Origin of the sequence: Janthinobacterium darwini (assembly GCF_051380905.1) — a bacterium.
Taxonomy (GTDB): Bacteria; Pseudomonadota; Gammaproteobacteria; order Burkholderiales; family Burkholderiaceae_D; genus Janthinobacterium.
Genome location: NZ_JBNYXX010000005.1, coordinates 88,744 through 112,951, shown reverse-complemented (window position 1 = coordinate 112,951; position 24,208 = coordinate 88,744). Strand labels below are relative to the sequence as shown.

At 60.9% G+C, this 24,208-nt stretch carries 23 protein-coding genes; all 23 read right to left on the bottom strand.

Annotation, left to right across the window (positions count from 1 at the left end):
* Positions 1–42 precede the first annotated feature (42 nt).
* The 23 genes from ACQ4WZ_RS23745 to ACQ4WZ_RS23635 all read right to left on the bottom strand — a co-directional run bounded on the left by ACQ4WZ_RS23745 (position 43) and on the right by ACQ4WZ_RS23635 (position 24,095).
* Complete coding sequence (locus tag ACQ4WZ_RS23745; protein WP_101484831.1) at positions 43–489, bottom strand: PaaI family thioesterase; 447 nt, start codon at positions 487–489, stop codon at positions 43–45.
* 62 nt (positions 490–551) lie between these two features.
* Positions 552–2,951: a 3-hydroxyacyl-CoA dehydrogenase/enoyl-CoA hydratase family protein gene (locus tag ACQ4WZ_RS23740; RefSeq protein ID WP_101483648.1), complete on the bottom strand. Its 2,400-nt coding sequence runs from the start codon at positions 2,949–2,951 to the stop codon at positions 552–554.
* 14 nt (positions 2,952–2,965) lie between these two features.
* Positions 2,966–4,756 (bottom strand): acyl-CoA dehydrogenase C-terminal domain-containing protein, encoded by a 1,791-nt coding sequence (locus ACQ4WZ_RS23735; protein ID WP_034753387.1) that lies wholly within the window; start codon positions 4,754–4,756, stop codon positions 2,966–2,968.
* Between the two features lie 79 nt (positions 4,757–4,835).
* Positions 4,836–5,438, bottom strand: a complete 603-nt coding sequence (locus ACQ4WZ_RS23730; RefSeq protein WP_034753385.1) for a TetR/AcrR family transcriptional regulator — start codon at positions 5,436–5,438, stop codon at positions 4,836–4,838.
* Between the two features lie 258 nt (positions 5,439–5,696).
* Positions 5,697–6,086, bottom strand: coding sequence for an RNA-binding S4 domain-containing protein (locus ACQ4WZ_RS23725; protein WP_077398991.1), 390 nt, complete (start codon positions 6,084–6,086; stop codon positions 5,697–5,699).
* Positions 6,083–7,246, bottom strand: a complete 1,164-nt coding sequence (clsB, locus tag ACQ4WZ_RS23720) for a cardiolipin synthase ClsB (protein WP_133988789.1) — start codon at positions 7,244–7,246, stop codon at positions 6,083–6,085. The genes ACQ4WZ_RS23725 and clsB overlap by 4 nt, the downstream gene beginning before the upstream one ends.
* Before the next feature lie 9 nt (positions 7,247–7,255).
* Positions 7,256–8,077, bottom strand: coding sequence for an endonuclease/exonuclease/phosphatase family protein (locus tag ACQ4WZ_RS23715; protein WP_101483646.1), 822 nt, complete (start codon positions 8,075–8,077; stop codon positions 7,256–7,258).
* 97 nt (positions 8,078–8,174) lie between these two features.
* Positions 8,175–8,468 (bottom strand): hypothetical protein, encoded by a 294-nt coding sequence (locus ACQ4WZ_RS23710; RefSeq protein ID WP_070345870.1) that lies wholly within the window; start codon positions 8,466–8,468, stop codon positions 8,175–8,177.
* A gap of 19 nt (positions 8,469–8,487) precedes the next feature.
* Positions 8,488–8,952, bottom strand: a complete 465-nt coding sequence (gene nudB, locus ACQ4WZ_RS23705) for a dihydroneopterin triphosphate diphosphatase (protein ID WP_436574650.1) — start codon at positions 8,950–8,952, stop codon at positions 8,488–8,490.
* Positions 8,953–9,037: 85 nt separating this feature from the next.
* Positions 9,038–10,840 (bottom strand): aspartate--tRNA ligase, encoded by a 1,803-nt coding sequence (gene aspS, locus ACQ4WZ_RS23700; protein ID WP_166674654.1) that lies wholly within the window; start codon positions 10,838–10,840, stop codon positions 9,038–9,040.
* Between the two features lie 63 nt (positions 10,841–10,903).
* Positions 10,904–11,545: a DUF502 domain-containing protein gene (locus ACQ4WZ_RS23695; RefSeq protein WP_101483643.1), complete on the bottom strand. Its 642-nt coding sequence runs from the start codon at positions 11,543–11,545 to the stop codon at positions 10,904–10,906.
* A 41-nt stretch (positions 11,546–11,586) separates the two neighbouring features.
* The gene (locus ACQ4WZ_RS23690; protein WP_101483642.1) at positions 11,587–11,895 is read right to left on the bottom strand and encodes an FmdB family zinc ribbon protein; all 309 of its coding nucleotides are present in this window, start codon (positions 11,893–11,895) and stop codon (positions 11,587–11,589) included.
* 91 nt (positions 11,896–11,986) lie between these two features.
* A complete protein-coding gene (locus tag ACQ4WZ_RS23685; protein ID WP_436574649.1) occupies positions 11,987–12,589 on the bottom strand; it encodes a methyltransferase in 603 nt (200 codons plus the stop codon).
* 19 nt (positions 12,590–12,608) lie between these two features.
* Complete coding sequence (gene ubiB, locus ACQ4WZ_RS23680; RefSeq protein ID WP_436574648.1) at positions 12,609–14,180, bottom strand: ubiquinone biosynthesis regulatory protein kinase UbiB; 1,572 nt, start codon at positions 14,178–14,180, stop codon at positions 12,609–12,611.
* On the bottom strand, positions 14,177–14,815 hold the full coding sequence (locus tag ACQ4WZ_RS23675; protein WP_166674655.1) for a ubiquinone biosynthesis accessory factor UbiJ: 639 nt from the start codon (positions 14,813–14,815) through the stop codon (positions 14,177–14,179). Before ACQ4WZ_RS23675 ends, ubiB begins: the two co-directional genes overlap by 4 nt.
* Positions 14,816–14,967: 152 nt before the next feature.
* Complete coding sequence (locus tag ACQ4WZ_RS23670) at positions 14,968–15,912, bottom strand: Tim44 domain-containing protein (RefSeq protein ID WP_436574647.1); 945 nt, start codon at positions 15,910–15,912, stop codon at positions 14,968–14,970.
* 31 nt (positions 15,913–15,943) lie between these two features.
* Positions 15,944–16,678: a bifunctional demethylmenaquinone methyltransferase/2-methoxy-6-polyprenyl-1,4-benzoquinol methylase UbiE gene (ubiE, locus tag ACQ4WZ_RS23665; RefSeq protein WP_034753359.1), complete on the bottom strand. Its 735-nt coding sequence runs from the start codon at positions 16,676–16,678 to the stop codon at positions 15,944–15,946.
* 29 nt (positions 16,679–16,707) lie between these two features.
* Positions 16,708–17,949, bottom strand: a complete 1,242-nt coding sequence (locus tag ACQ4WZ_RS23660) for an RNA polymerase sigma factor (RefSeq protein ID WP_436574646.1) — start codon at positions 17,947–17,949, stop codon at positions 16,708–16,710.
* A 2-nt stretch (positions 17,950–17,951) separates the two neighbouring features.
* Entirely contained in the window at positions 17,952–18,296 is a 345-nt protein-coding gene (locus tag ACQ4WZ_RS23655) for a YciI family protein (RefSeq protein ID WP_133988794.1), read from the bottom strand.
* Between the two features lie 98 nt (positions 18,297–18,394).
* Complete coding sequence (locus ACQ4WZ_RS23650) at positions 18,395–18,844, bottom strand: gamma-butyrobetaine hydroxylase family protein (protein ID WP_436574645.1); 450 nt, start codon at positions 18,842–18,844, stop codon at positions 18,395–18,397.
* 9 nt (positions 18,845–18,853) lie between these two features.
* Positions 18,854–19,297: an HIT family protein gene (locus ACQ4WZ_RS23645; protein ID WP_436574644.1), complete on the bottom strand. Its 444-nt coding sequence runs from the start codon at positions 19,295–19,297 to the stop codon at positions 18,854–18,856.
* Positions 19,294–23,334 carry a DUF3683 domain-containing protein gene (locus tag ACQ4WZ_RS23640; protein WP_436574643.1) on the bottom strand — a complete coding sequence of 1,347 codons (4,041 nt, stop codon included), beginning with the start codon at positions 23,332–23,334 and terminating at the stop codon, positions 19,294–19,296. Before ACQ4WZ_RS23640 ends, ACQ4WZ_RS23645 begins: the two co-directional genes overlap by 4 nt.
* Before the next feature lie 269 nt (positions 23,335–23,603).
* A complete protein-coding gene (locus ACQ4WZ_RS23635; protein WP_101483632.1) occupies positions 23,604–24,095 on the bottom strand; it encodes a YqaA family protein in 492 nt (163 codons plus the stop codon).
* Between the last annotated feature and the right edge of the window lie 113 nt (positions 24,096–24,208).

Sequence of the window (24,208 nt, the reverse complement as noted above, 5' to 3'; positions counted from 1 at the left end):
TTGAACGAGGTTCGTGTTCTGTCGAATGTCCGGGATGCTGGTCTATCGCTTCTGCGACAAATACCAGTCCACCGTCACCTGTGCCGCCAGCGTGCCTTCCGAGTCGAAGATATCGACTTCCACGGGAAACGCCACCTTGCCGTCCTGTGCCAGCTGCGCCTTCAAGGCAGCCAGGTCGCCCGGTACCCGGCCTTCGGCGCGCGTCGCGCCCCGGGCCAGCTTCTGGTAAGCGATACGCGACTCCTTGGCCACCGGGCGCAAGCCCAGTATCAGCTCGGCGAAGCCGCCAGCCATGGCCGCGCCGGAAGCCGTTTCGGCCAGGGTAAACAAGGCGCCCGCATGCTGCGTGCCCAGGTGATTATTCAGTTTTGGATCTTCCGGCATCGACACCCTGGAGGTGCCGGCGCCGATGTCGTCGATGCTGATCCCCAGCAGCCGCACGAAGGGCAAGGTGTCCATCATCTGTTGTTTGATACGGTCATACACCATGCTTGGCCTCACGCGCAGTAATACTTTAAATACCAACGACAGGATCTTCATCGACGATGGGCTTAGTTGCGTACCGGCTTACCGGTCTGCATCATGCCCATGATCCGTTCCTGGGTTTTCGGATGGTTCAACAGCTCCAGGAATGCCTTGCGTTCCATATCCAGCAGCCACTGTTCGCTGACGAAACTGCCCTGGTCCACGTCGCCGCCCGATACGATCTCGGCGATCATCTCGCCCAGCTTGAAATCGTGCGCCGAAATGAAGCCGCCGTCGCGCATATTGACCAGCTGCGCCTTGATGGTGCCCCAGCCGTAGCGGCCCGTGACCTGGATCAGCGACGGCAGTTGCGGACGGAAGCCCGCGTCGAACATGGCGCGCGCTTCGACCTTGGCCACGTGCAGCAGCTCGTAGGCGTTGAACACGATCACGTCGTCTTCCTTCAGGTAGCCCATTTTTTTGGCTTCCAGCGCCGATTTCGACACGTTGGCGGTGGCCGCATTGGTGAAGCCCGTTTTCAGGAATTGCAGGATGTCGTTACCCTTGGCTTCCTTGTAGGCGCGCTGCGCCGCTTCCTTCAAGCCGCCACCGGCAGGAATCAGGCCCACGCCCACTTCCACCAGGCCGATGTAGGACTCGATCGAGGCCACGCGCTTCGACGCGTGCAGCGCCAGTTCGCAACCGCCGCCCAGGGCCAGGCCAGCGACTGCGGCGATCACCGGCACGTTCGCGTATTTCAGCGACATGAAGGTATTCTGCAGTTCGGCGATGATCGGATCGACGGCTTTCACGCCGCCTTGCATGAACGCTGGCAGGGCCGATTGCAGGTCGGCGCCGGCCGAGAAGGCACCGCCTTCGGCTGCGTCGGCGTGCCAGATCACCAAACCTTTGAAATTCTTTTCGGCTTCGGCCAGGGCCAGTTTCAGGCCATTGATCACGCCTTCACCGATCACGTGCATCTTGGTCTTGAACGAGATGATCAAGACATCGTCGCCCGTATGCCAGACGCGCACGGATTCGTCTTCGAAGACGGTGGTGCCGGCGGTCTTGCCGTCGATGGCGCCGCTGCCCAGTACTGGCGCGCGGAATGGCTGGCGGTCATACACGGACAGGGTCGAACGGGGCACGAAGCTGTTCGACACGGCGGAGTAGGAACCTTCCGGCGTATGCACGCCGCCTTTTTCAGCGACCGGACCTTCGAAGACCCAGGCTGGCAGCGGTGCGTTGCACAGTGCGTGGCCGGCGTCGATGTCTTCCTTGACCCAGTTGGCCACTTGCAGCCAGTTCGATGCCTGCCACGTTTCAAACGGACCGACGTTCCAGCCGAAGCCCCAGCGCATGGCGAAGTCGATATCGCGCGCATTGTCGGCCACGGTGTCCAGGTGGATGGCGATGTAGTGGAAAGCGTCGCGGAAGATCGCCCACAGGAACTGGCCTTGCGGATTCGTCGATTCGCGCAGCGCCTTCATCTTCTTGACCGGATCCTTTTCCTTCAGGATGCGGGCGATGATGTCGGCAGCCTTGGCGCCGCCGGCGACGTATTCACCGGTGGCGAAGTCCAGGCGCTGAATCTCCTTGCCGACTTTCTTGTAGAAGCCCGCGCCGCTCTTCTGGCCCAGCGCGCCTTTTTCCACCAGTTGCGCCAGCACGGCTGGCGTCTTGTAGACGGCAGCGAACGGATCGTTCGGCAAGTAGTCCTGCATGGTCTTGATCACATGGCCCATGGTGTCCAGGCCGACCACGTCCGCGGTGCGGAAGGTGCCCGACTTGGCACGGCCCAGCTTGGAGCCCGTCAGGTCATCGACGACGTCCACGGACAGGCCGAATTTCTCGGCTTCGTGCACGATGGCCAGGATGCCGAACACGCCAACGCGGTTGGCGATGAAGTTCGGCGTATCCTTGGCGCGTACCACGCCCTTGCCCAGGGTGGTGGTCAGGAAGCCTTCCAGCTGGTCGGCGATTTCAGGCTTGGTAAACGCGGTCGGGATGATCTCGACCAAATGCATATAGCGCGGCGGGTTGAAGAAGTGCACGCCGCAGTAGCGCGCTTTCAGGTCGGCGTCGAAGCCTTCGGCCAGCTTGGTGATCGACAGACCCGAAGTGTTCGAGGCGAAGATCGCGTTCGGGCCGATGTGCGGCGCGACCTTTTGATACAGGTCGTGTTTCCAGTCCATGCGCTCGGCGATGGCTTCGATGATCAGGTCGCAACCGGCCAGCAGGTCCAGGTTGTCTTCGTAGTTGGCCACCTGGATCAGCGCGGCGTCATCCTTGTTGCCCAGCGGCGCAGGCGACAGCTTTTTCAGGTTCTCGATGGCGCGCAGCACGATGCCATTCTTCGGGCCTTCCTTGGCCGGCAGGTCGAACAGCACGACCGGCACTTTCGCGTTGATGCAATGGGCGGCAATCTGCGCGCCCATCACGCCGGCGCCGAGGACGGCTACTTTTTTAACGATGAAATTGGTCATATTTTCCTCAAGTCTTAGAACAGGTCTGCGTCGAGTGCCATCAGGTTGGCCGAACCGGAACGTGCCTGACGGATCAGGGTTGCCGTCTCAGGCTGCAAGCGGGCGAAGTAGAAACGTGCGGTAGCCAGTTTGGCGGTATAGAACTTGTCGCCGCTGGATTCTTTTTCGAGGGCGATCTTGGCCATCTGCGCGAACAGGTAGCTGTAGATCATGTGGCCGACGACGCGCAGGTAAGGCACGCATGCCGCGCCCACTTCGTCAGGATTCTGGAATGCCTTCATGCCGATTTCCATGGTCAGCTTGGTGACTTTGTCGCCCAGGTCGCCCAGTGGTGTGACGAATTCGCTCATCGCTTCATCGGTGCCGTTGTCCTCGACGAAAGCCTTGATCTTCTCGCCGAACTTGCGCAGCTTGGCGCCGTTGTCGCCCAGGATCTTGCGGCCCAGCAGGTCCAGCGACTGGATCGTGTTCGTACCTTCGTAGATCATGTTGATGCGCGCGTCACGCACATACTGTTCCATGCCCCATTCCGAGATGTAGCCGTGGCCACCGAACACTTGCATCGCGTCCGAGGTGGCGATCCAGGCATTGTCGGTGATGAAAGCCTTGATGACAGGGGTCAGCAGTGCCACTTCGTCGGCCGCTTCCTTGCGCACATCGGCGTCCGGATGGTGCAGTTCGCGGTCAATCTGCAGCGCCACGTAGGAAGTGAAAGCGCGCGCGCCTTCGGCATAGGCTTTGCCCGTCAACAGCATGCGGCGTACGTCAGGGTGCACGATGATGCGGTCGGCCGGCAGTTCCGGGTTCTTGATGCCGGACAGCGAACGCATTTGCGTGCGGTCCTTGGCGTAGATCAGCGCGTTCTGGTAGGCGATTTCCGTCAGGCCCAGCGACTGCATACCTACGCCCAGGCGGGCCGCGTTCATGAAGACGAACATGGCGTTGAGACCCTTGTTCGGCTGGCCGATGATCCAGCCTTTTGCGCCGTCCAGGTTCATCTGGCAGGTCGAATTGCCATGGATACCCATTTTTTCTTCGATGGCGCCACAGGTGATCGGGTTGCGCTCACCGACCGTGCCATCCGCATTCGGCAGGAATTTCGGCACCAGGAACAGCGAGATGCCTTTCGAGCCTTCCGGCGCGTCCGGCACGCGGGCCAGCACCAGATGCAGGATGTTTTCCGCCATGTCATGCTCGCCGGCCGAGATGAAGATCTTGTTGCCGGTGATGGTCCAGGAACCGTCCGCTTCAGGCAATGCCTTCGAGCGCAGCAGGCCCAGGTCGGTACCGCAATGCGGCTCCGTCAGGCACATGGTACCCGTCCATTCGCCCGACACCAGTTTCGGCAGATACACTTCCTTCTGGTGGTCGGTGCCGTGCTCCTTCAGGCACTCGTAGGCGCCGTGCGACAGGCCAGGGTACATGGACCAGGCCTGGTTCGACGAGTTCAGCATTTCATAGAACGAATTGTTCAGCACGACCGGCAAGCCCTGGCCGCCGTATTCCGGATCGCAAGCCAAGGCCGCCCAGCCGCCTTCGACGTACTGTTTATACGCTTCCTTGAAACCTTTAGGCGTGGTCACGCTTTTCGTGACAGGATCGTGGTGACAGCCTTCGCGGTCGCCGGAGTGATTCAGGGGGAACAATACCTCGGAAGTGAACTTGCCGCCCTCTTCCAGTACCTGGTTGATGATGTCGGCGTCGACGTCGGCGTACGACGGCATTTGCTTCAGTTCTTCTTCCACTTGCAGGAACTCATGCAGAACGAATTGCATATCCCGGATTGGCGCGACGTATTGACCCATAATTTTCTCCTGAAGGCGTTTAGCTAAAGTGTTGTACTTGTGAACTGCGTGTGCGTTGCTGCGGATACTGCCTGACGGCTTATTTGCTTGTGACGGAATTCTGGTACGACGCCAGCAGGCGGATAAAGCCCGCTTGCGCCCGTTCGATGCTGCCTGGCACGCGCAAGAAGCGCGCGTCGTGATGCAGGGCCAGGATCAGGCCATACATCTCGTACACCAGTTGCTGGGCGTCCGTGTCCGCTTTCAGGTCGCCCGTGGCAATCGATTGCTCGACACAGCGCAGCAGCGCACCCTGCCAGGCCCGCACCATGGCCACCAGGGCCTCGCGGATGGGGCCGGGACGGTCGTCATACTCGACGGCGCCGCTGATATAGATGCAGCCGGAAGCGATTTCCACGCTGACCCGCTTGACCCAGCGCGCAAACATCGATTGCAGGCGCTGGATGCCGCGTGGTTCTTTCATGCTGGGGAAAAAGACTTCTTGCTCGAAACGATAGTGGTAGAGCTTCAGCACTTCCATCTGCAAGTCTTCGCGCGAGCCAAAGTGGGCAAACACGCCCGACTTGCTCATGTTCATTTTGTCCGCAAGCAGCCCAATGGTCAGGCCTTCCAGGCCGTCGCGGCTGGACAGGTCCAGCGCCACGTCGAGGATGGCTGCACGGGTCAGTTCGCCCTTGCGCATGAATTTGACTGAAGTATTCAAGAGGTCCGTTCTAAAAGTGATATTGCCGGTCTGGCGGATGGGAACGCGAGTAAAAAAAAGCACGCTCCGAAAAAATCCGAACGCTCGTACTATTATCCACTACCACGTAAAAGTCAAACGGGAACTTTAGAGCCGGCGTTCTATTGGTGCAGCGCAGCATTTTTTGGCTAAGTGTTTATAGCAATTTCACGAGGACAAAAGCGTTGCGCGCCATTGCCTTACAACAACAGCAGCGCCTCAGGAAAGGTCGCCTGCCTTGCTCAGTTGACGGCGGTCGCGCTTGGTCGGCCGCCCTTTGATGGTGGTACCTGGCTCGCGGAACAGCTTGCGCTCCTCGGCCAGCTGCTCGCGGCGGGCAATGCTGGCCGGCGTTTCCCCGTACAGCAGGCGCGCCACGGGTGCTGCACCGCGCTTGTCGGACAGGCCCAGCACGGCCACTTCCCATGTCTCCGCACCATTGTCGATGGCCAGCTCGTCGCCCACGCGCAGGCTGCGCGCCGGTTTCACGCGTTCGCCGCCCACTTTCACCTTGCCCGTGTCGACGGCCTCGCTGGCCAGCGAGCGCGTCTTGAAGAAGCGCGCCGCCCACAACCATTTGTCCAGCCTTACCGTTGTCATCTCGTTCATGCGTACTTGCCTACTGAAAAAATGCGCATCACCAGCCGGTACAGGAGGAAGGCTGCTTCGTAGCCGATGCGCCGGAAACGGCCGATGTGCTTGAAATCATCCTGGTGAATCACGATGCCGTCCGCCACGCCCTGCTCGATATGCTGGCGCAAGCTTTGCGCGAAGGCCACGTCCTTGATGACCACGTTGGCTTCCTGGTTCAGGAACAGGCTCAGCGCGTCAATATTGCTGGAACCGACCGTCGCCCAATCATCGTCGACGACGGCCACCTTGGCGTGCAGCTGCGTCTTGCGGTATTCAACGATTTTCACGCCGGCAGCCAGCAGTTTCGGGTAAAACGAGTGCGCCACGGCATCTTGCATGCGGAACTCTCCCACGCCGATCAGCAAGACCACGTCGACGCCCCGCTGAGCCGCCTGCGCCAGGGCGTGGCGCAGCTTGTGCCCGGGCGCGAAATACGGATTGGCCAGCATCACGCTTTTTCGCGCCTGGCCCAGCGCCTGCAAGTAGGCGCGCTGGATGGTGCGGCGGTTGCGCAAGTTGTCGCGCACGACGAAGCCGGCCACGACGGGGTTCTTCGCCAGCTCCTTGCTGACGACCCGCATCTTGCGATACAGCTTGATACGCCGCACCAGGTTCATCTTGCCCAAGCGCGCCCACTGGGCCTGCACTTCCTCATGGATGGCATCCACCAGCGGGCCCTTCACCTGCACGGCAAAATCCCAGCGCGGCGCTTCCAGGCTGATATTGTGGTCGTAGTCGCAAAACATGTCATCGTTGATATTGATGCCGCCCACCAGGGCGATCTCGCCATCGGCAACGCAGATCTTGCGGTGGGTGCGCGTGATGCCGCGCCGGAACCACGGGTTGAAGATGCGGTGGTGCACGCCGGCCGCTTCCAGCTGCGCATGCATGGCTTTCACGCGGCGGTTGCCGGTGCCGAACCAGTCCGTGATCATGCACACCAGCACGCCGCGCGCGGCAGCACGCTTGAGCGCATCGAGCACCAGGGTGCCCGTGGCGTCGTCGGCAAAGATATACGTTTCGAAATACACTTCCGAGCGTGCGCCGTCGATGGCGGCTATCAATGCAGGAAAGTAATCGGTGCCGCAATACAGCAGCTGGATGTCGTTGTGGGCGATGAAATTGACTGTGCGCATGCCGGCAGTCTACGCGAGTTTTAAAGCAGCAACGATCGGCGCGTGGTCCGACAATTTTGCCCACAAGGTGCCGTGCATCACTTGCGCGCCTTCCACGTGGAAACCGCGCACATAGATGCGGTCCAGGCGGAACCAAGGCAAGGCGGCGGGAAAGGTGCGCGCCGGCACGGGCACGGGTGTTTTCGTCTGGCGCCGCGCCAGGGTGCGCACGAGGTCGCCCAGAGCCGAGTTCGACGCGCGCTGGTCGAATACTTCCACCACGCCCAGCGCATTGCGCAGCTTGTCGCTGAGCGTATTGCGCCAGTCGTTGAAGTCTCCGGCGATGATGACGGGCTCGCCATTCGGCGCCGATTCCATGACGGCGTCGATCAGCGCCTGCGTCTGGCGGCCCCGTCCCGATTCGAACAGGCCCAGGTGGACGACATAGCAATGCACGTCCGCCTGCGGCGTCTTGAGCACGCAATGCAGGATGCCGCGCTGCTCGTAGGCATGGTCGGACACGTCGTGGTTGGTTTGCGAGGCGATGGGAAACTTGCTCAGCAAGGCGTTGCCATGATGGCCATGGTCATACACGGCATTCATGCCATACGCGGAATGGTGTTCGGCGCCGGCAAAGAATTCATGCTGCGACGCTTCCGGCCAATGCTTGTGACCATTCTTCTCGGCGCCATAGCGGGCCGCATTGCGGTCATGCTTGCCTTGCACTTCCTGCAAAAAGACGACATCGGCATTGAACAGAGCGATTGCCTGCTTCAAGGCATGCACTCTGGGCAAGCCACGAACGGAGGAGACGCCCTTGTGTATATTATAAGTTGCTACGCGGATTTTCATGCCTTGATTCTACTCCCAGACGGGCCCCGCGCGGCGCCAGCGTAGGTGCGCGTGCGCACCTAATTCCTGGATTGGCTCGCCATCGGCGCCGCCAGGCTCAGGCAAACATGCGCGCCAGGCCGCTGGCGACGCTGACGCCGGCCGCCGCGATCCCGGCGGCCCACACTACCTTGACCAGCAACGGTGCGCCGCGCCAGGCCACGGTGCGCTTGCCCTTGGCAAAGGCGCCCGGATGCAGCAGCCAGCCGATCGCCATCAGCGGCAAGCCGACCGGCGGCGTGCGTTCGGGCGGCGTGTACAGACTGGCCGCCAGAATCACGACCAGGCACAGCGCCAGGCAGAATGTGCCAGCCAGTTTTTGTTGCAGCGAGAGATTAAACCAGTTCAACATGGAAGGCTTTCTAGGGAAATCAGGCAGGACGCGCCAGGCCCGTCATGGCCGGCAATTGCAAAATCGCTTCCGCGTTGGACGACGAGAAACAGCGGTCGGCCGCCGCCAGATAGGGCAGCCACGCGTATTGCAGGTGTTCGCGGGGACTCAGCGTAATGCGTGTATCTCGCGGCACTTGCACGCTGAACACGTGTTCCGTGTTGCGCGTCACGCCGGGGGCGTAGCGGTGGCGCCAGATCGGATAGATCTCGTACACATTCGACAAGTTCCAGTCGCGCAGCACGATGTCGTGTCCATCGACGACGATACCGGTCTCCTCGCACAATTCGCGCGCGGCCGTCTGCAGCAGCGGCTCGTCGACGGCGTCGACGGAACCGGTCACCGATTGCCAGAAACCAGGCTGGCCCGCGCGTTCGATCAGCAAGACGTCCAGATCAATCGTATGAATGACGACCAGGACGGAAACGGGAATTTTATGGTTCATATCAACAATGAAAAAGGCGCCTCGTCAGCGCCTCTTTTTGCATAGCATTATCAAACAGCGGCCGCCGCAGCGGCCGCATGCTGCATTACGCTACTTTAGGCTCGGCGCCACGCAAACGGATGTGCAGTTCGCGCAATTGCTTCTCGTCCACTTCCGACGGCGCTTGTGTCAGCAGACACTGGGCGCGTTGGGTTTTCGGGAAGGCGATTACGTCGCGGATCGAATCGGAACCCGTCATCATGGTCACGATACGGTCCAGGCCGAATGCCAGGCCGCCATGCGGTGGCGCGCCGTATTGCAGGGCGTCAAGCAGGAAGCCGAACTTCAGCTGCGCTTCTTCGGCATCGATTTTCAATGCGCGGAAGACCTTGCTTTGCACTTCTTCGCGGTGGATACGGATCGAGCCGCCACCCAGTTCCCAGCCGTTCAAGACCATGTCGTAGGCCTTGGCGATGCAGGCGCCCGGATTGGTTTCCAGCATGTCTTCATGGCCGTCTTTCGGTGCCGTGAACGGATGGTGGGTCGCCGTCCAGCGGTCCGCTTCTTCGTCGTGTTCGAACATTGGGAAGTCGACCACCCACAATGGCTTCCAGACGTCCTCGAACAGGCCGGCTTTCTTGCCGAACTCGCTGTGACCGATTTTTACGCGCAGTGCGCCGATGGCGTCATTGACAACCTTGGCCTTGTCCGCGCCAAAGAAGATCAAGTCGCCGTCTTGCGCGCCCGTCTGCTCGAGAATCGTGGCCAGCACGTCGGCAGGCAGGAACTTGACGATCGGCGACTGCAAGCCTTCAGGACCCTTGGCTTTCTCGTTGACCTTGATGTAAGCCAGGCCCTTGGCACCGTAAATGGCGACAAATTGCGTGTATGCGTCGATTTCCGAACGGGGCATGCTGCCGCCTTGCGGCACGCGCAGGGCCACCACGCGGCCGCCCTTCATGTTGGCGGCGCCGTTGAAGACCTTGAATTCGACCGTCTTCATGACTTCGGTCAAGTCCGTGAACGCCAGCTTGACGCGCATGTCCGGCTTGTCGGAACCGTACAGGCCCATCGCTTCGGCGAAATCCATCACCGGGAACGGGTTCGGCAAGTCGATGTTCAAGGTGTTCTTGAAGACGACACGGATCATGTCTTCGAACAGGTCGCGGATTTCCTGTTCCGTCAGGAACGAGGTCTCGCAATCGATCTGCGTGAATTCAGGCTGGCGATCAGCGCGCAAGTCTTCGTCGCGGAAGCACTTGGTGATCTGGTAGTAACGGTCGAAGTTGGCGACCATCAGCAGTTGCTTGAACAACTGTGGCGATTGCGGCAAGGCGAAGAAGCTGCCCGCGTTCACGCGCGACGGCACCAGGTAATCGCGCGCGCCTTCTGGCGTGGACTTGGTCAGCATCGGCGTTTCGATGTCGATGAAGCCCAGCGCGTCGAGGTACTTGCGCACTTCCATCGTCACCTTGTAGCGCAGGCGCAGGTTGTTTTGCATTTGCGGGCGGCGCAGGTCCAGCACGCGGTGCGTCAGACGCGTCGTTTCCGACAGGTTGTCGTCATCGAGCTGGAACGGCACGGGTACGGAAGGGTTCAGCACTTCCAGTTCCGAGCAGACCACTTCGATCTTGCCCGATTTCAGGTTGTTGTTGATGGTGCCGTCGATACGGCTGGTCACGACGCCCGTCACGCGCAGGCAGAATTCGTTGCGCACGGCTTCGGCGACCTTGAACATCTCCGCTTGCTCCGGGTTGCAGACGATTTGCACCAGGCCTTCACGGTCGCGCAAGTCGATGAAAATCAGACTGCCGTGGTCGCGGCGGCGATGTACCCAGCCGCACAGGCTGACGGTTTGTCCCAGCATGGCTTCGGTAACGAGGCCGCAGTATTCAGTACGCATAGACATAAAATTCTCAGTTCAGGTTAGTGAGTGTTCAATCCGGCCACGTCCCTCGTGGGACGCCTGCCTTTATTCTTTGGCTGCCGGGGCCGGTACAGCAACAACTTCCGCAGGCGCTACCACGCCCATCGAGACGATATATTTGAGCGCCGCATCGACGCTCATGTCGAGTTCGACAACATCGCTACGCTTCATCATCAGGAAAAAGCCTGACGTCGGGTTGGGCGTCGTCGGCACATACACGCTGACATAGTCGCCCACCAGGTGGTTCGCCGCATCGCCGCCCGGCACGCCGGTCAGGAAGGCGATGGTCCAGGAGTTCTGGTGCGGATACGGCACCAGCACAGCCTTGCGGAAGGCATTGCCCGACGGGGAAAACAAGGTATCGGACACTTGCTTGACGCTTGAATACAGGGAATTGACGATGGGTATGCGTTGCAGCAATTTTTCCCACAGTTTCACCACGTAATTGCCGACCAGGTTATTCGTCAGCAAGCCCGTGAAGAAAACGATCAGTACCGTCAATACCGTCCCCAGGCCGGGAATGGTGCTCAGCGCGGGAACCTTGTGACCGAACCATACGCTGGGCTGCGTACTGCCGGGCACCAGCAACAGCGACTGGTCCATTGTGCTGATGACCAGATTCAAGACCCAGGCGGTAATGGCCAGGGGAACCAAAATCAGTAATCCGGTAATAAAGTATTTACGCATCGGTTTCTCGGTAATGGATCGTATCGGCGCGGCGCGCTTTTTCAATCCGCTTTCGGCGCAGCAGCAGCCGGGGTGGACGCAGGCGCCGCGGCAGGCGCGCTCTCGGCGGCTGGGGCGGGCTTGGCGTTATCGGCCGGGCCGGTCGGAATAGCCGTGGTGGGCGCCGTGCCGCCGCGGAAATCGGTCGCGTACCAGCCAGTGCCCTTCAATTGGAAACCGGCGGCCGTCAATTGTTTCTTGAAACTGGGCTTGCCGCACGACAGGCACACCGTCAGTACTGGATCGGAGATCTTTTGCAAGACATCCTTGGCAAAACCACACTCGTCACAACGGTAAGCGTAAATCGGCATCTCTACTCCGAGAAAATCATCAAAAACCCTGAATTATAAAGCTTTTCCGCCCTTCCCAGCGGAAAATGCCCGCTCGCTCGGCCTGCCAGGCTCAGTCCGCCCGGCGGCGCCAACACATCCAGCGCTCCTTGCCTGCGAAGACGGCAATGGAATCGTCCACGGCTTCGTCGGCCAGGCAGTCGAAATGCGGCCCCAGCAAGGCCTGCAATTGCTCACCCGAAATACCAAATGGCGGCCCCTTGGCATTGTCGTCGAAGAAAAAGTAACCGGCCAGCATGGCGCCCGGCGCCAGCAGCTGCGCCCAGCGGGCCGCCACTTGCGGCCACATGGCGCGCGGCATGGCACACAGGAAAGCCCGCTCATAGATCAGGTCCAGAGGCGCTTCTGGCTGCCAGGCAAAGAAATCGGCTTCCATCACCTGCCCTGCCTGCGCACCGACGACAGCGCGCGCGGCGGCCACGGCGGCCGGTGAAAAGTCGATGGCCGTGGCATGCCAGCCGTGATCGAGCATGAAGACCAGTTCATAGGCCGAGCCGCAGCCGGGAATCAGGCAGCGCAGCGGCGCGGGACTGCCGGCAACGAAACTGCGCAGGCGCGCGGGCACGCCGCCCTGGTCCCAGGGCGTAAATTGCTTCTCGAAACGCTCGTCCCAGAAGGCGGGCGAGAGCGGATCGCGGGTTTGAAAGTCAGCCATCACTTACGTCCTCAGCCAGTTAAAACGGCAGTTGATGCCAGCGCATGAACACTTGCAAGCCCAGCGCACCGAGGGCAAAGGCACCCACGAAGTACACGATAAAGCTCAGCAGTCGATTCGTCTGGCGTTGCTCTGCCAGCAAGGTTTTCATCAATTCCACGTCGTTTTCGCGCGGTTCGCCATGCACCGTCAAGGCCTGGTGCAGCAAACGCGGCAGTTGCGGGAAGATATGCGCATAACGGGGCGCCTCGGCGCGCAGGCGCTCCATGAAGCCTTGCGGCCCCACTTGGTTGCTCATCCATTTTTCCAGATAAGGCTTGGCCGTTTGCCACAGGTCCAGTTCCGGATCGAGCTGGCGGCCCAGGCCTTCGATGTTGAGCAGGGTCTTTTGCAGCAGCACCAGTTGCGGCTGCACTTCCACGTTAAAGCGGCGCGAGGTCTGGAACAGGCGCAGCAAAACTTGTCCAAAAGAAATATCTTTCAGCGGGCGGTCGAAGATCGGCTCGCAGCAGGCGCGCACGGCCGCTTCCAGCTCATCGACGCGCGTATCCTTCGGCGCCCAGCCCGATTCGATGTGCGCCTCGGCCACGCGCTTGTAGTCGCGGCGGAAGAAGGCGAGGAAGTTTTGCGACAGATAATCCTTGTCGTAGTCGTTCAGGGTGCCCACGATGCCAAAGTCCAGGGCGATGTAGCGGCCGAACGATTCGGGCGCGATCGATACGAGAATATTACCCGGGTGCATATCCGCATGGAAAAAGCCGTCGCGGAACACTTGCGTGAAGAAAATCTCCACGCCATCGCTGGAGAGCTTGCGCAAGTCCACCCCGGCCGCCGCCAGGCGGTCGATCTGCGACACGGGAATGCCAACCATGCGTTCCATCACGATGACGCTGCTGGAGCAATAATCCCAGTGCATTTCCGGCACCAGCAGCAAGTCCGAGTTGGCGAAGTTGCGGCGCAGCTGGCTGGCATTGGCTGCCTCGCGCATCAGGTCCAGCTCGTCGTGCAGGTATTTGTCGAACTCGCCCACCACCTCTTTCGGCTTGAGGCGCTTGCTGTCGGCCCACAGGCGGCTGGTCCAGTCGGCGGCGATGTGCATCAGGGCCACGTCTTCGTCGATCAGCTTTTTCATGCCTGGACGCAAGACCTTCACGGCCACTTCGCGTCCATCTTTCAGGGTGGCGAAGTGCACCTGGGCAATCGAGGCCGAAGCCACCGGCTCGCGCTCGAAGCTGGCAAACAGCTGGTCCGGGTGCGCACCGAGCGACTTGGTGATTTGCGCGATGGCCAGGTCGGAATCAAAGGGCGGCACGCGGTCTTGCAGGCGCGCCAGTTCTTCGGCGATGTCGAGCGGCATCAGGTCGCGCCGGGTCGACAGCACCTGGCCGAATTTCACGAAAATGGGACCCAGCTCTTCCAGCGCCAGGCGCAGGCGCAAACCCCGTGGCGACGACAGGTCGCGCCAGAAAATCAGGGTGTCGATCAATTTGGCGGTGCGGGGAACTTGCAGACCAGAAATCGCTATCTCATCCAGACCGTACTTGATGGAAACACGGATGATTTTAAACAGGCGCAGGAATTTCAATATCATGTAGACAAATCCGGTGTGGGAGACAAAGGCTGGGCGGCGGCTGCCGCCTTTTCCAGCCGGGCAAGGCGCTTGGCCAGGCGTTCGACGTCATCGCGCACGCGCGTCACGCCCGCGGAATACTCTTGCAAGGTAGAAGGACGGATCAGCATGGGCTCTTCGTCGAGAAAATATTCAGCCACGCTTTCGGCCAGCTTCTGCTGGCCCGTGCGCACAAAAGCGGCCGCATCTTTCGCCCCGGAAACAAGGCGCGTGGCCAGCATGGGACCGAATACCTTTTCCAGGTCATGCTCGGCTTCCCAGCGCAAGCCTTTGCTCAATTGCGAAATCGCATTGGCAAACTCGGCATCGCCTTCAATCTTGACGTAGGAAAACGCCCGTTCGCGGTTTTGCAGGATCAGCGGCACATCGGACAATTTCACGCGGATGGTGACGTTAGCCGGCATATCGGCCGGCGCCGCTTCCAGCATGCCTGCGCTGTCTACCCGCAGGCGCAAAGCCACTGCCCCCGTGTCGATGCAGGCCAGCTTGCCCGCGTGCAGTGCCAACTGCTGGCGCGCCCACGGCTCCTGCGCCAGCAAATGGTTGATGGTCGCGATGACGGGCGTCATCAGGGAGAGATCGGAAAGTGGTGACATGTCTATACCGCGCGCCGCGCGCGCCCCAAAAAAGAAAAAACCGCCCGTAAAACAACGTGGGCGGTTTCGATCTTACCAGTTCAGCAGGAAATATCTGTCAAGCATCATGCATTCCGCATGGACTTAAGCCATGATTCAGCAAGTTTTGACAATTAATTCAATTGCTGGATGCCTGCCAAGACCCAGCCGCTATTGCCGCTGACGGGTTTCGACATATTCCATACTTCCGCGAACGGCTCGGCCGCGGCGCCCGGCGCCGAACGGATCAGGCCCGTAAACTTCACGCTGGCCAGGTAATCGTTGACGCTCGTCTCGATGCCCAGCAGTTCGGCATCGATGGTGACGACATCGGTAAAGTCTGGCTGCGCGCCCCGTTCCTGGATTTGCATGCGCAGTTCCGCATACACTTCCGGCGACGTGAATTCACGGATATCGTTGACGTCCGCCTTGTCCCAGGCCGCTTGCAGGCGAATGAAATTGCTCTTCGCGTGGCGCAGGAAGGCATCCTTGTCGAAATCGGCAGGCACGCCCCATGGCGCAGCAGCCGGTGCCGGCTTGTCCAGGCCGACGCCGGACGAAACGGGCTGCAGCGGCGGCAGCGGTGGAATGCGCGAGCCGATGTCGGGCACGTTGCCGGCCGGCGCAGGCTGGTTGCCGCCAAAGCCCGCGAACGGCGCATTGCCGCTGGTATTGTTGTCACGCTTGCCGCGCACCATGCGATAGATGAAGAAGGCCACACCGGCCAGCAAAGCCACCATCAGCAGGGTGCTGATCATGCTGGCCAGGGCGCCGCCCAGGCCGAAATGCGACAGCAGCGCGCCCAAACCCAGGCCCAGCAAGGCGCCGCCCAGCAAGCCCTTCCAGCGGCTCGGTGCCTTGGCGGCAGGTGCCGGTGCGGGGGCTGGCGCAGGTTGCGCCTGGCGTGGCGTGGCAGCCGGTGCCGGGGTCGGTGCTGGTGCGGGCGCCTGGCGGCCCACGTTTTGCGACTGGCGGCCAAACGAACGGCCACCGCCCATCGGACGGGCCAGCGCCTCGCCCAGCATGGATACCGTGGTCGCGGCCAGCATCATGCCAACCATCAATTTCTTCAGTTTCATTCCATCTCCTAAAATCACCGGCAAGGGTGAACTACATCTTGATGCCGGTATGCAAAGCGGCAATGCCTGCCGTCAAATTGTAGTACTGCACGCGCTCCAGGCCCGCCGTTTCCATCATGGTCTTCAGCGTTTCCTGGTCCGGGTGCATGCGGATCGATTCTGCCAGGTAGCGATAGCTTTCCGCGTCGCCGGCGATTTTCTGTCCGAACCATGGCAAGACCGAGAACGAATACAGGTCATACGGCTTTTGCAGCGGTGCGGCCACCTTGGAAAATTCCAGCACCAGCAGCTTGCCGCCCGGCTTCAGCACGCGGCGCATTTCCGCCAGCGCCACATCCTTGTGCGTCATGTTGCGCAGGCCGAAGGCCACGCTGACACGGTCAAAATAGTTATCGGGGAACGGCAGTTTTTCCGCGTCACACAACAAGGTGGGGGTGAGCAAGCCGCGATTCAAGAGGCGGTCGCGGCCCACGCGCAACATCGATTCATTGATATCGGTCAACCAGACTTCGCCGGTAGGACCCGCCTGCTTGGCAAACGCCTTCGACAGGTCGCCCGTGCCGCCGGCGATGTCGAGCACCTTGAAGCCGGGACGCACGCCCGCGTTGGCAATGGTGAACGTCTTCCACAGACGGTGCAGCCCGCCCGACATCAAGTCGTTCATCACGTCGTATTTGGCAGCGACGGAATGGAACACCTTGGCGACTTCGCGCACTTTGTCGTCTTCTGCAACTGTTTTGTATCCGAAATGGGTCGTATTGGTCATGGTAGGCAGTCTGTTTGAACTTGCACGCATTATACAAGCGGCAGGCGCATTTCCCCCTGACGCCGGAGAAGGTATTGCCTTTCCACTGCATTCGACGCCAGCTTTGCCGCCTGCGCATACGCCGCCAGTGCCCCCCGCCGGTCGCCCTGGCGGCGCAGCAAGTCGGCCCTGGCCGCATGCAGATAATGCGATTGCGCCAGGCTGGGCACGGTTTCCAGCCGCGCCAGCCACGCCAGGCCGTGCTCGGCGCCATGCGCCATCGCACAGGCAATCACCGCATTGAGCAAAATCAAGGGTTCCGGCTTGTGCCGCAGCAAGGCGCCATACAGGACGCTGATCTGGCGCCAATCCGTCTGGCTGGCCGCAGCCGCCGTGGCGTGCAAGGCGGCAATGGCGGCCTGCAACTGATACGGTCCCGGCGAACGCGCCGGCAAAGCCAGCGCCAGCATGGCCTGTCCCTCGGCGATCAAGTCACGCTGCCACAGGCGCCGGTCCTGCTCTTCCAGGGTCAGCAGTTCACCGCCGGGCGAGAGACGGGCCGGGCCGCGCGATGCCTGCAGCAGCATCAGGGCCAATAAACCCTGCACTTCCGGCTGGCAGGGCAGCAGGCTGTCGAGCAGCCGCCCCAGGCGCAGCGCCTCCGCGCACAAGTCCGCGCGCACCAGGCTATCGCCCCCGCTGGCACAATAGCCTTCACTGAATACCAGATAGATGACATGCTGTACTTGCGCCAGCCGGTGTGCCCAGTCTTGCGTCCGCGGCAACTCGAAAGGGATGCGCGCTTCGGCGATCTTGCGCCTCGCGCGCAATAGCCGCTGCGACAGGGCCGCTTCTGCCAGGCCGAAGGCGCGCGCGATCTCGCCCGTGGACAAGCCACACAGGGTACGCAGGGCCAGCGCTACCTGCGCCTCGGGCGCCAGCGCGGGATGACAGCAGATGAACAGCAGGCGCAGGCGGTCATCGTCGATGGCGTGCATTTCTTCCATCGCAGATGCCGGCAGGCTCGACAGCACGGCCTCGGCATCGACGACGCTCTTGCCCGCGCGGCGCACCTGATCGAGGCCGGCATTGCGCGCCACGGCACTGAGCCAGGCGGCGGGACTATCGGGAATGCCCGTGCGCGGCCACAGTTCCAGCGCCTTGCGGCATGCTTCCTGCAACATATCTTCCGCCAGGCCCAGGTCGCCGAAACGCCGCATCAGGCCGGCCAATACCCTGCCCCTCTCCTGGCGAAAGACGTGCTCGACGGCCGCGATGGCGTCGCCAGCCATGCTCAGGCCGTCACCGGCCGCACTTCGATGGTGCCCAGGGAAGCTACCGGGCAACGCGCAGCCCAGGCCAGCGCCTCGTCCAGGTTGGCGCAGGCGAGCAGATAGTAGCCGCCCAGCTGCTCCTTGGTTTCCGCAAACGGCCCATCCGTGATGACAGGCTTGCCATTGCGCACACGTACGCTGGTGGCGTTGTCCACAGGCGCCAGCTCGGCCCCGCCGCGCAGCACGCCGGCTGCTTCCAGGTCCTGCGTGTAACTGGCAAAGTCCGCCATCAGGCTGGCCATCTGCCCTTCAGGCATTGCGGCATAGCGCGCCTCGTCGGCGTAGATCAGGATCAGGTATTCCATAGTCTCTTCTCCAAAAGAAAAATGCCCGCAAGCGCGGGCATTCATACGACGAACGAACCAGCAGCAATCCGACAAGATTACCGCACTATTTTTTCACCTTAGTGTTTATGCCCGCAGCTCGGGCCGTGAACGTGACCGGAAGATTGCTTGACCGTCATGTCGGCCTTGGCGTCGCGGCCGCTGTCACCGGGGTAGCCGGCTGCCGTCAGTTGGTCCAGGTAGGCTTGCCACAAGGTAGCTTGCTCCGCGCCCAGCTTGTACAGGTAGGCCCAGGTGTACAGACCGGAATTGTGGCCATCGCTGAAGGTCGGTTGCACGGCGTAGTTGCCGACGGGTTCCAGGCTGGTGATGCCCACCAGGCGCTTTCCTAACTGCAAGGTTTCCTGGCCCTTGCCATGGCCCTGCACTTCGGCCGAAGGCGAGTACACGCGCAGGTATTCGACCGGCAGCACAAATTCGCTGCCATCGTCGAAAGCCACGTCGAGCACGCGCGACTGGTTGTGCACGGTCAAACCGGTCGGTTGGGGTGTTGCTGCTTTTTCAGTCATGACAATACTTTATGCGGATAAACGTTGAATGATGGCGGCGCGCAGTGCCGGCAACAGGGCGCGGCGTGCCGCCAGCACCTCGGGCGCCGTCTCGCGCTGCACCACGGCCCAGCTTGGATTGGGGAAATGCGCGTCGTCGCGGTAGCGGGGAATCACGTGCCAGTGCACATGCGGCGTCATGTTGCCGAAACTGGCCACATTGACCTTTTCCGGCTGCATCACTTCACGCACGGCCAGCTCGACTTGCCACACGACTTCCATGACGTAATTGCGCTCGCCCGGCGTCAAATCCGTCATTTCCTTCACGTGTTTGTTCCAGATCACGCGGCAAAAGCCGGGATAGGCCGGATCATCGACGGCCACCACGGACAGGCGCTCGCTACGCCACAGCAAGGTTTCACAACCCTGCTTGTTGGCGAAGCTATCGAGCAACTGACATAAATCGCAGGTCACACCAGCACCCGTTCAATGCCGCCGTCATTGGCGCGTTTCACGTAATCCGGCATCCAGTTCTCTCCCAGCAAGTGTTTGGCGATCTCGACGACGATGTAGTCGGCCGTCGTGCCCGAATCGTCATTGTAGCGCGACAGGCCTTGCAGGCACGACGGGCAGCTGGTGAGGATTTTCACGTCGCCGGTAAACCCGTCGCCGCGCAGCTTGTCGGCGCCCTTGACCATCTCTTCTTCCTTGCGGAAACGCACTTGCGTGGAAATGTCGGGACGCGTGACGGCCAAGGAACCCGATTCGCCGCAGCAACGATCATTTTTCTCGATCTTCACGTTGTCTACCGTGCTGATCAAGGAATTGATGGTCTTGCCCGATTCCTGCAACTTCATCGGATTGTGGCAAGGTTCGTGGTACATATAGCGCGTGCCGTTGACGCCTTCCAGCTTGACGTTTTTCTCCAGCAAATACTCATGGATATCCATGATGCGGCAGCCTGGGAAAATCTTTTCAAACTGATACGTTGCCAGTTGGTCATAGCAAGTGCCGCACGACACGAGCACCGTCTTGATGTCCAGGTAATTGAGCGTGTTGGCCATGCGGTGGAACAGGACGCGGTTATCCGTCATCATCTTCTCGGCCTTGTCGAACTCGCCCGCGCCCCGCTGCGGATAACCGCAGCACAGGTAGCCAGGCGGCAAGACCGTCTGCACGCCCACTTCCCACAGCATCGCTTGCGTCGCCAGGCCCACTTGTGAGAACAAGCGCTCCGAACCGCAACCGGGGAAGTAAAACACGGCTTCCGTATCGGCCGTGGTCGTCTTCGGATTGCGGATGATCGGAATGACTTTATCGTCCTCAATGTCGAGCAGCGCGCGCGCCGTTTTCTTCGGCAGGTTACCCGGCATCTTCTTGTTAATGAAGTGAATCACCTGCGCCTTGACAGGCGGCTTGCCCGTCGATGGCGGCGGCGCCTTGGTTTGCTTCTTGGCAAACTTCTTCAACAGATCGTGGCCCAGGCGCTGCGCCTTGTAACCCCAGCCGATCATGACCTTGCGCGTGGCGTTGATGGTCACGGGATCGGTGGCGTTGAGGAACAGCATCGTCGCCTTGGTGCCCGGATTGAAGCTCTTCTTGTCCATCTTGCGCAGCAAATTGCGCATATTCATCGACACGTCGCCGAAGTCGATGTTGACCGGGCAAGGCGTGACGCATTTATGGCACACCGTGCAGTGGTCAGCCACGTCTTCAAACTCTTCCCAATGCTTGATGGAAATACCGCGCCGCGTCTGCTCTTCGTACAGGAAGGCTTCGATCAGGGACGAGGTCGCCAGGATTTTATCGCGCGGCGAGTACAGCAGATTGGCGCGCGGCACGTGGGTCGAGCAGACGGGCTTGCACTTGCCACAGCGCAAGCAATCCTTGACGCTGTCAGCGATGGCGCCGATATCGCTTTGCTGCATGATCAGCGATTCGTGGCCCATCAGGCCGAACGATGGCGTGTAGGCATTGCGCAAGTCGGCGCCCATGCCCGGCAGGTTCAGCAATTTGCCCTTGTTGAAACGGCCTTCCGGATCGATGCGCTGCTTGTAGCTGCGGAATTCGCCGATCTCTTCTTCCGTCAAAAACTCCAGCTTGGTGATGCCGATACCGTGTTCACCGGAAATGACGCCATTCAGTGAGCGGGCCAGTATCATGATGCGGCCCACGGCTTGGTGGGCGTCCTGCAGCATTTCGTAATTGTCCGAGTTGACGGGCAAGTTTGTATGCACATTGCCATCGCCCGCATGCATGTGCAGCGCGACAAATACGCGGCTACGCAAGATGCGCGCGTGGATGGCTGTCGCCTCGTCAAGGATCAGCTTGAACGCAGCGCCATTGAAGATCTGGCGCAGCTGCGCGCGGATCTCTTGCTTCCAGGTAATGCGCACGGTGCGGTCCTGCACCACATCGAACAGGGTGGCGGTCGGCTGCGTTTCCAGGCGTGCATCGAACACGGGCAGCAAGCGCTCCATGCCCAGCTCGGCCAGCTCACCCTTCACGTCCGCCAGCGGACGGTCCAGCTGGGCCAGCAGATACGTCCAGCGTGCCGTGACTTGCGCCAGCAGTTGCTGTGCCTGCTCGGCGCGGTCGCCCAGCATTTCCGCATCGTCGACCCGGTCGTCCGACGCATCGTCACTCTTGCCAATTGGCAAATTACCCTTGGCAAAGAATTCGCTCAAGGCGTCGGCCAGTTGCAGCTTGTTCTTGATCGACAGCTCGATATTGATGCGTTCGATACCATCCGTGTATTCGCCCATGCGGTTGAGCGGGATCACGACGTCTTCGTTAATCTTGAACGCATTGGTATGCTTGGCGATCGCTGCCGTGCGGGCGCGATCCAACCAGAATTTCTTGCGCGCTTCGGGGCTGACGGCCACAAAACCTTCACCCACGCGGGTGTTGGCGATGCGCACAACTTCCGACGCCGCCTGGGCGACGGCATTTTCATCGTCGCCGACGATGTCGCCAAACAGGGCCATCTTCGGCAACACGCCCCGCTTCGACTTGGTGGCGTAGCCGACGGCGCGCAGGTAGCGCTCGTCCAGGTGTTCCAGGCCCGCCAGGCGGATGCTCGTGTATTGCTCGCCCTTGGCTGGCAAGCCATCGAGGTAATCCTTGATTTCCACGATCGACGGAATCGCGTCGCGCGCCTGGCCAAAGAATTCCAGGCAGACGGTGCGGGCGAATTTCGGCATCTTGTGCAGAATCCAGCGCGCCGAGGTGATGAGACCGTCACAGCCTTCTTTCTGGATGCCCGGCAAGCCGGCGAGGAATTTGTCCGTCACGTCCTTGCCCAAGCCCTCCTTGCGGAACTTGCGGCCAGGAATTTCCAGAATTTCCGTCTTGAATGGCGCGTTCGGCTTGGTCGCGTCGCGCGTGCTCGGGTGACGCCATTCCAGCTGGAAACGTGCCAGCGCGATATCGTGAATCTTGCCCAGGTTATGGTCCAGACGCGTGACGTCGAGCCAGTCGCCATTCGGGTCGACCATGCGCCACGAAGCCAGGTTGTCCAGCGCCGTGCCCCACAGCACGGCCTTTTTGCCGCCCGCATTCATGGCGACGTTGCCGCCGATGCAAGAGGCGTGCGCCGAGGTCGGGTCGACGGCAAACACGAAGCCGGCTTTTTCCGCCGCTTCCGATACCTTGTTCGTGATCACGCCCGCGCCCGAATTGATCGTCGCGTATTCATGCGTCAGGCCCGGCAAGACCGTCATTTCGACGGCGCCCAGGGTAATGAGTTTTTCCGTGTTGATGACGGCCGACATCGGCGTCAGGGGAATCGCGCCGCCCGTGTAGCCGGTGCCGCCGCCGCGCGGGATGATGGTCAGCCCCAGTTCGATGCAGCCTTTCACCAGGCCGGCCATTTCCTCTTCCGTGTCAGGCGTGAGCACGACGAACGGGTATTCCACGCGCCAGTCGGTGGCATCCGTCACGTGCGACACGCGCGTCATGCCGTCGAAGCGCACATTGTGTTTTTCCGTGTAGCGGCCCAGCACCTTGACCGTGCGCTTGCGCAAATCGTAGGTCTTGCGGAATTCGTCGCCGAAGTCGGCCACGGCCTTGCTGGCCGCTTTCAGCAGCAGCTCGACATTGTTGCTGCGCGCCTGCGCCACTTCCGGCGTTTCGCCACTGGCGGCCACGTCGCCGCCGGCCGCATCGATGGACAAGCGGCGCTTGTCGACTTCGGCCAGGCGGTGATGCAGGGCATCGATCAAGCCCTGGCGGCGCTTCGGGTTATCGAGCAAGTCATCCTGCAGGTAGGGGTTGCGGCGCACGACCCAGATATCGCCCAGCACCTCGTACAGCATGCGGGCCGAACGGCCCGTCTGGCGAGCGCCTCGCAGCTCGTCGAGCAGGCGCCAGGAGTCCTCCCCCAACAGGCGTATGACGATCTCGCGATCGGAAAACGACGTGTAGTTATAGGGGATTTCGCGCAGGCGGCTTGCTGCGGGACCATTTGGCGTTTCTGCCAGTAAAGCTTGGAGTTGTGCGGGAGCGTTCATGGAGTGTGGTGACGATGTGGACTGGACCCTAAAGGACCATTTTATCTTATTGCGCCGCACCATGCGGGAACAGCCTTAGCCCGCCTAAGGTTTAAGCACCTCATCTGCCACCATAGCAAATATGGAAAAGCCTACTTCTGCATGAATAAAAAATTAGTTTCCATGATTTTTTGACGTGAAGATGCCAAGAATCGGACTCAGCTACAAACTATCAAGCTGCCCAAATATAGGGCAAACAGGCGTTGCAATATGCGCCATCGCCATCGCCATCACGCCAGCATTTGCCCGATCCAGTGCCATACGCCATCGGGCACGTACAGCAACAAAGCCGTCATGGTCAGGTAGCGCGCGCACTTGCCGATGGCCATGTAGGCCACGCTGGGCCAGAACGGCAGCTTGAGCCAACCCGCCAGCGTGCACAGGGGGTCGCCCACGACGGGCAGCCAGGCCAGCAGCATGGTCTTGGCGCCATAGCGGGCCAGCCAGCGGAACCAGCGCGTGTCGCGCTCCTTGGCAAACGCCTGCTTGGCCCGGTACCCGAGCCAGTAATCGACGATACCGCCCAGGGTATTGCCCAGGGTGGCGACGCCGATGGCGGCCCAGAACAGCGCGGGATTGGCCTTGATGACGGCAAAGACGGCCGGCTCCGAGCCGAGCGGCAACAAGGTGGCGGAAATAAAGCTGATCAGAAAGACCGATGTCAGCCCGACTTCCGGTGCTGCGATCAGCTGCAGCAGCCAGGCGATTGCGGATTCGATCATGGAACACTTCACGATGCAGTAAGGCTCTCCATTATAATGAAGAGCAGCCTGGGCGCCGCACAATCCGCGCCGGCCGGCAAAGGCATACCCGCCCGCAGTTCCACAGAGCAATA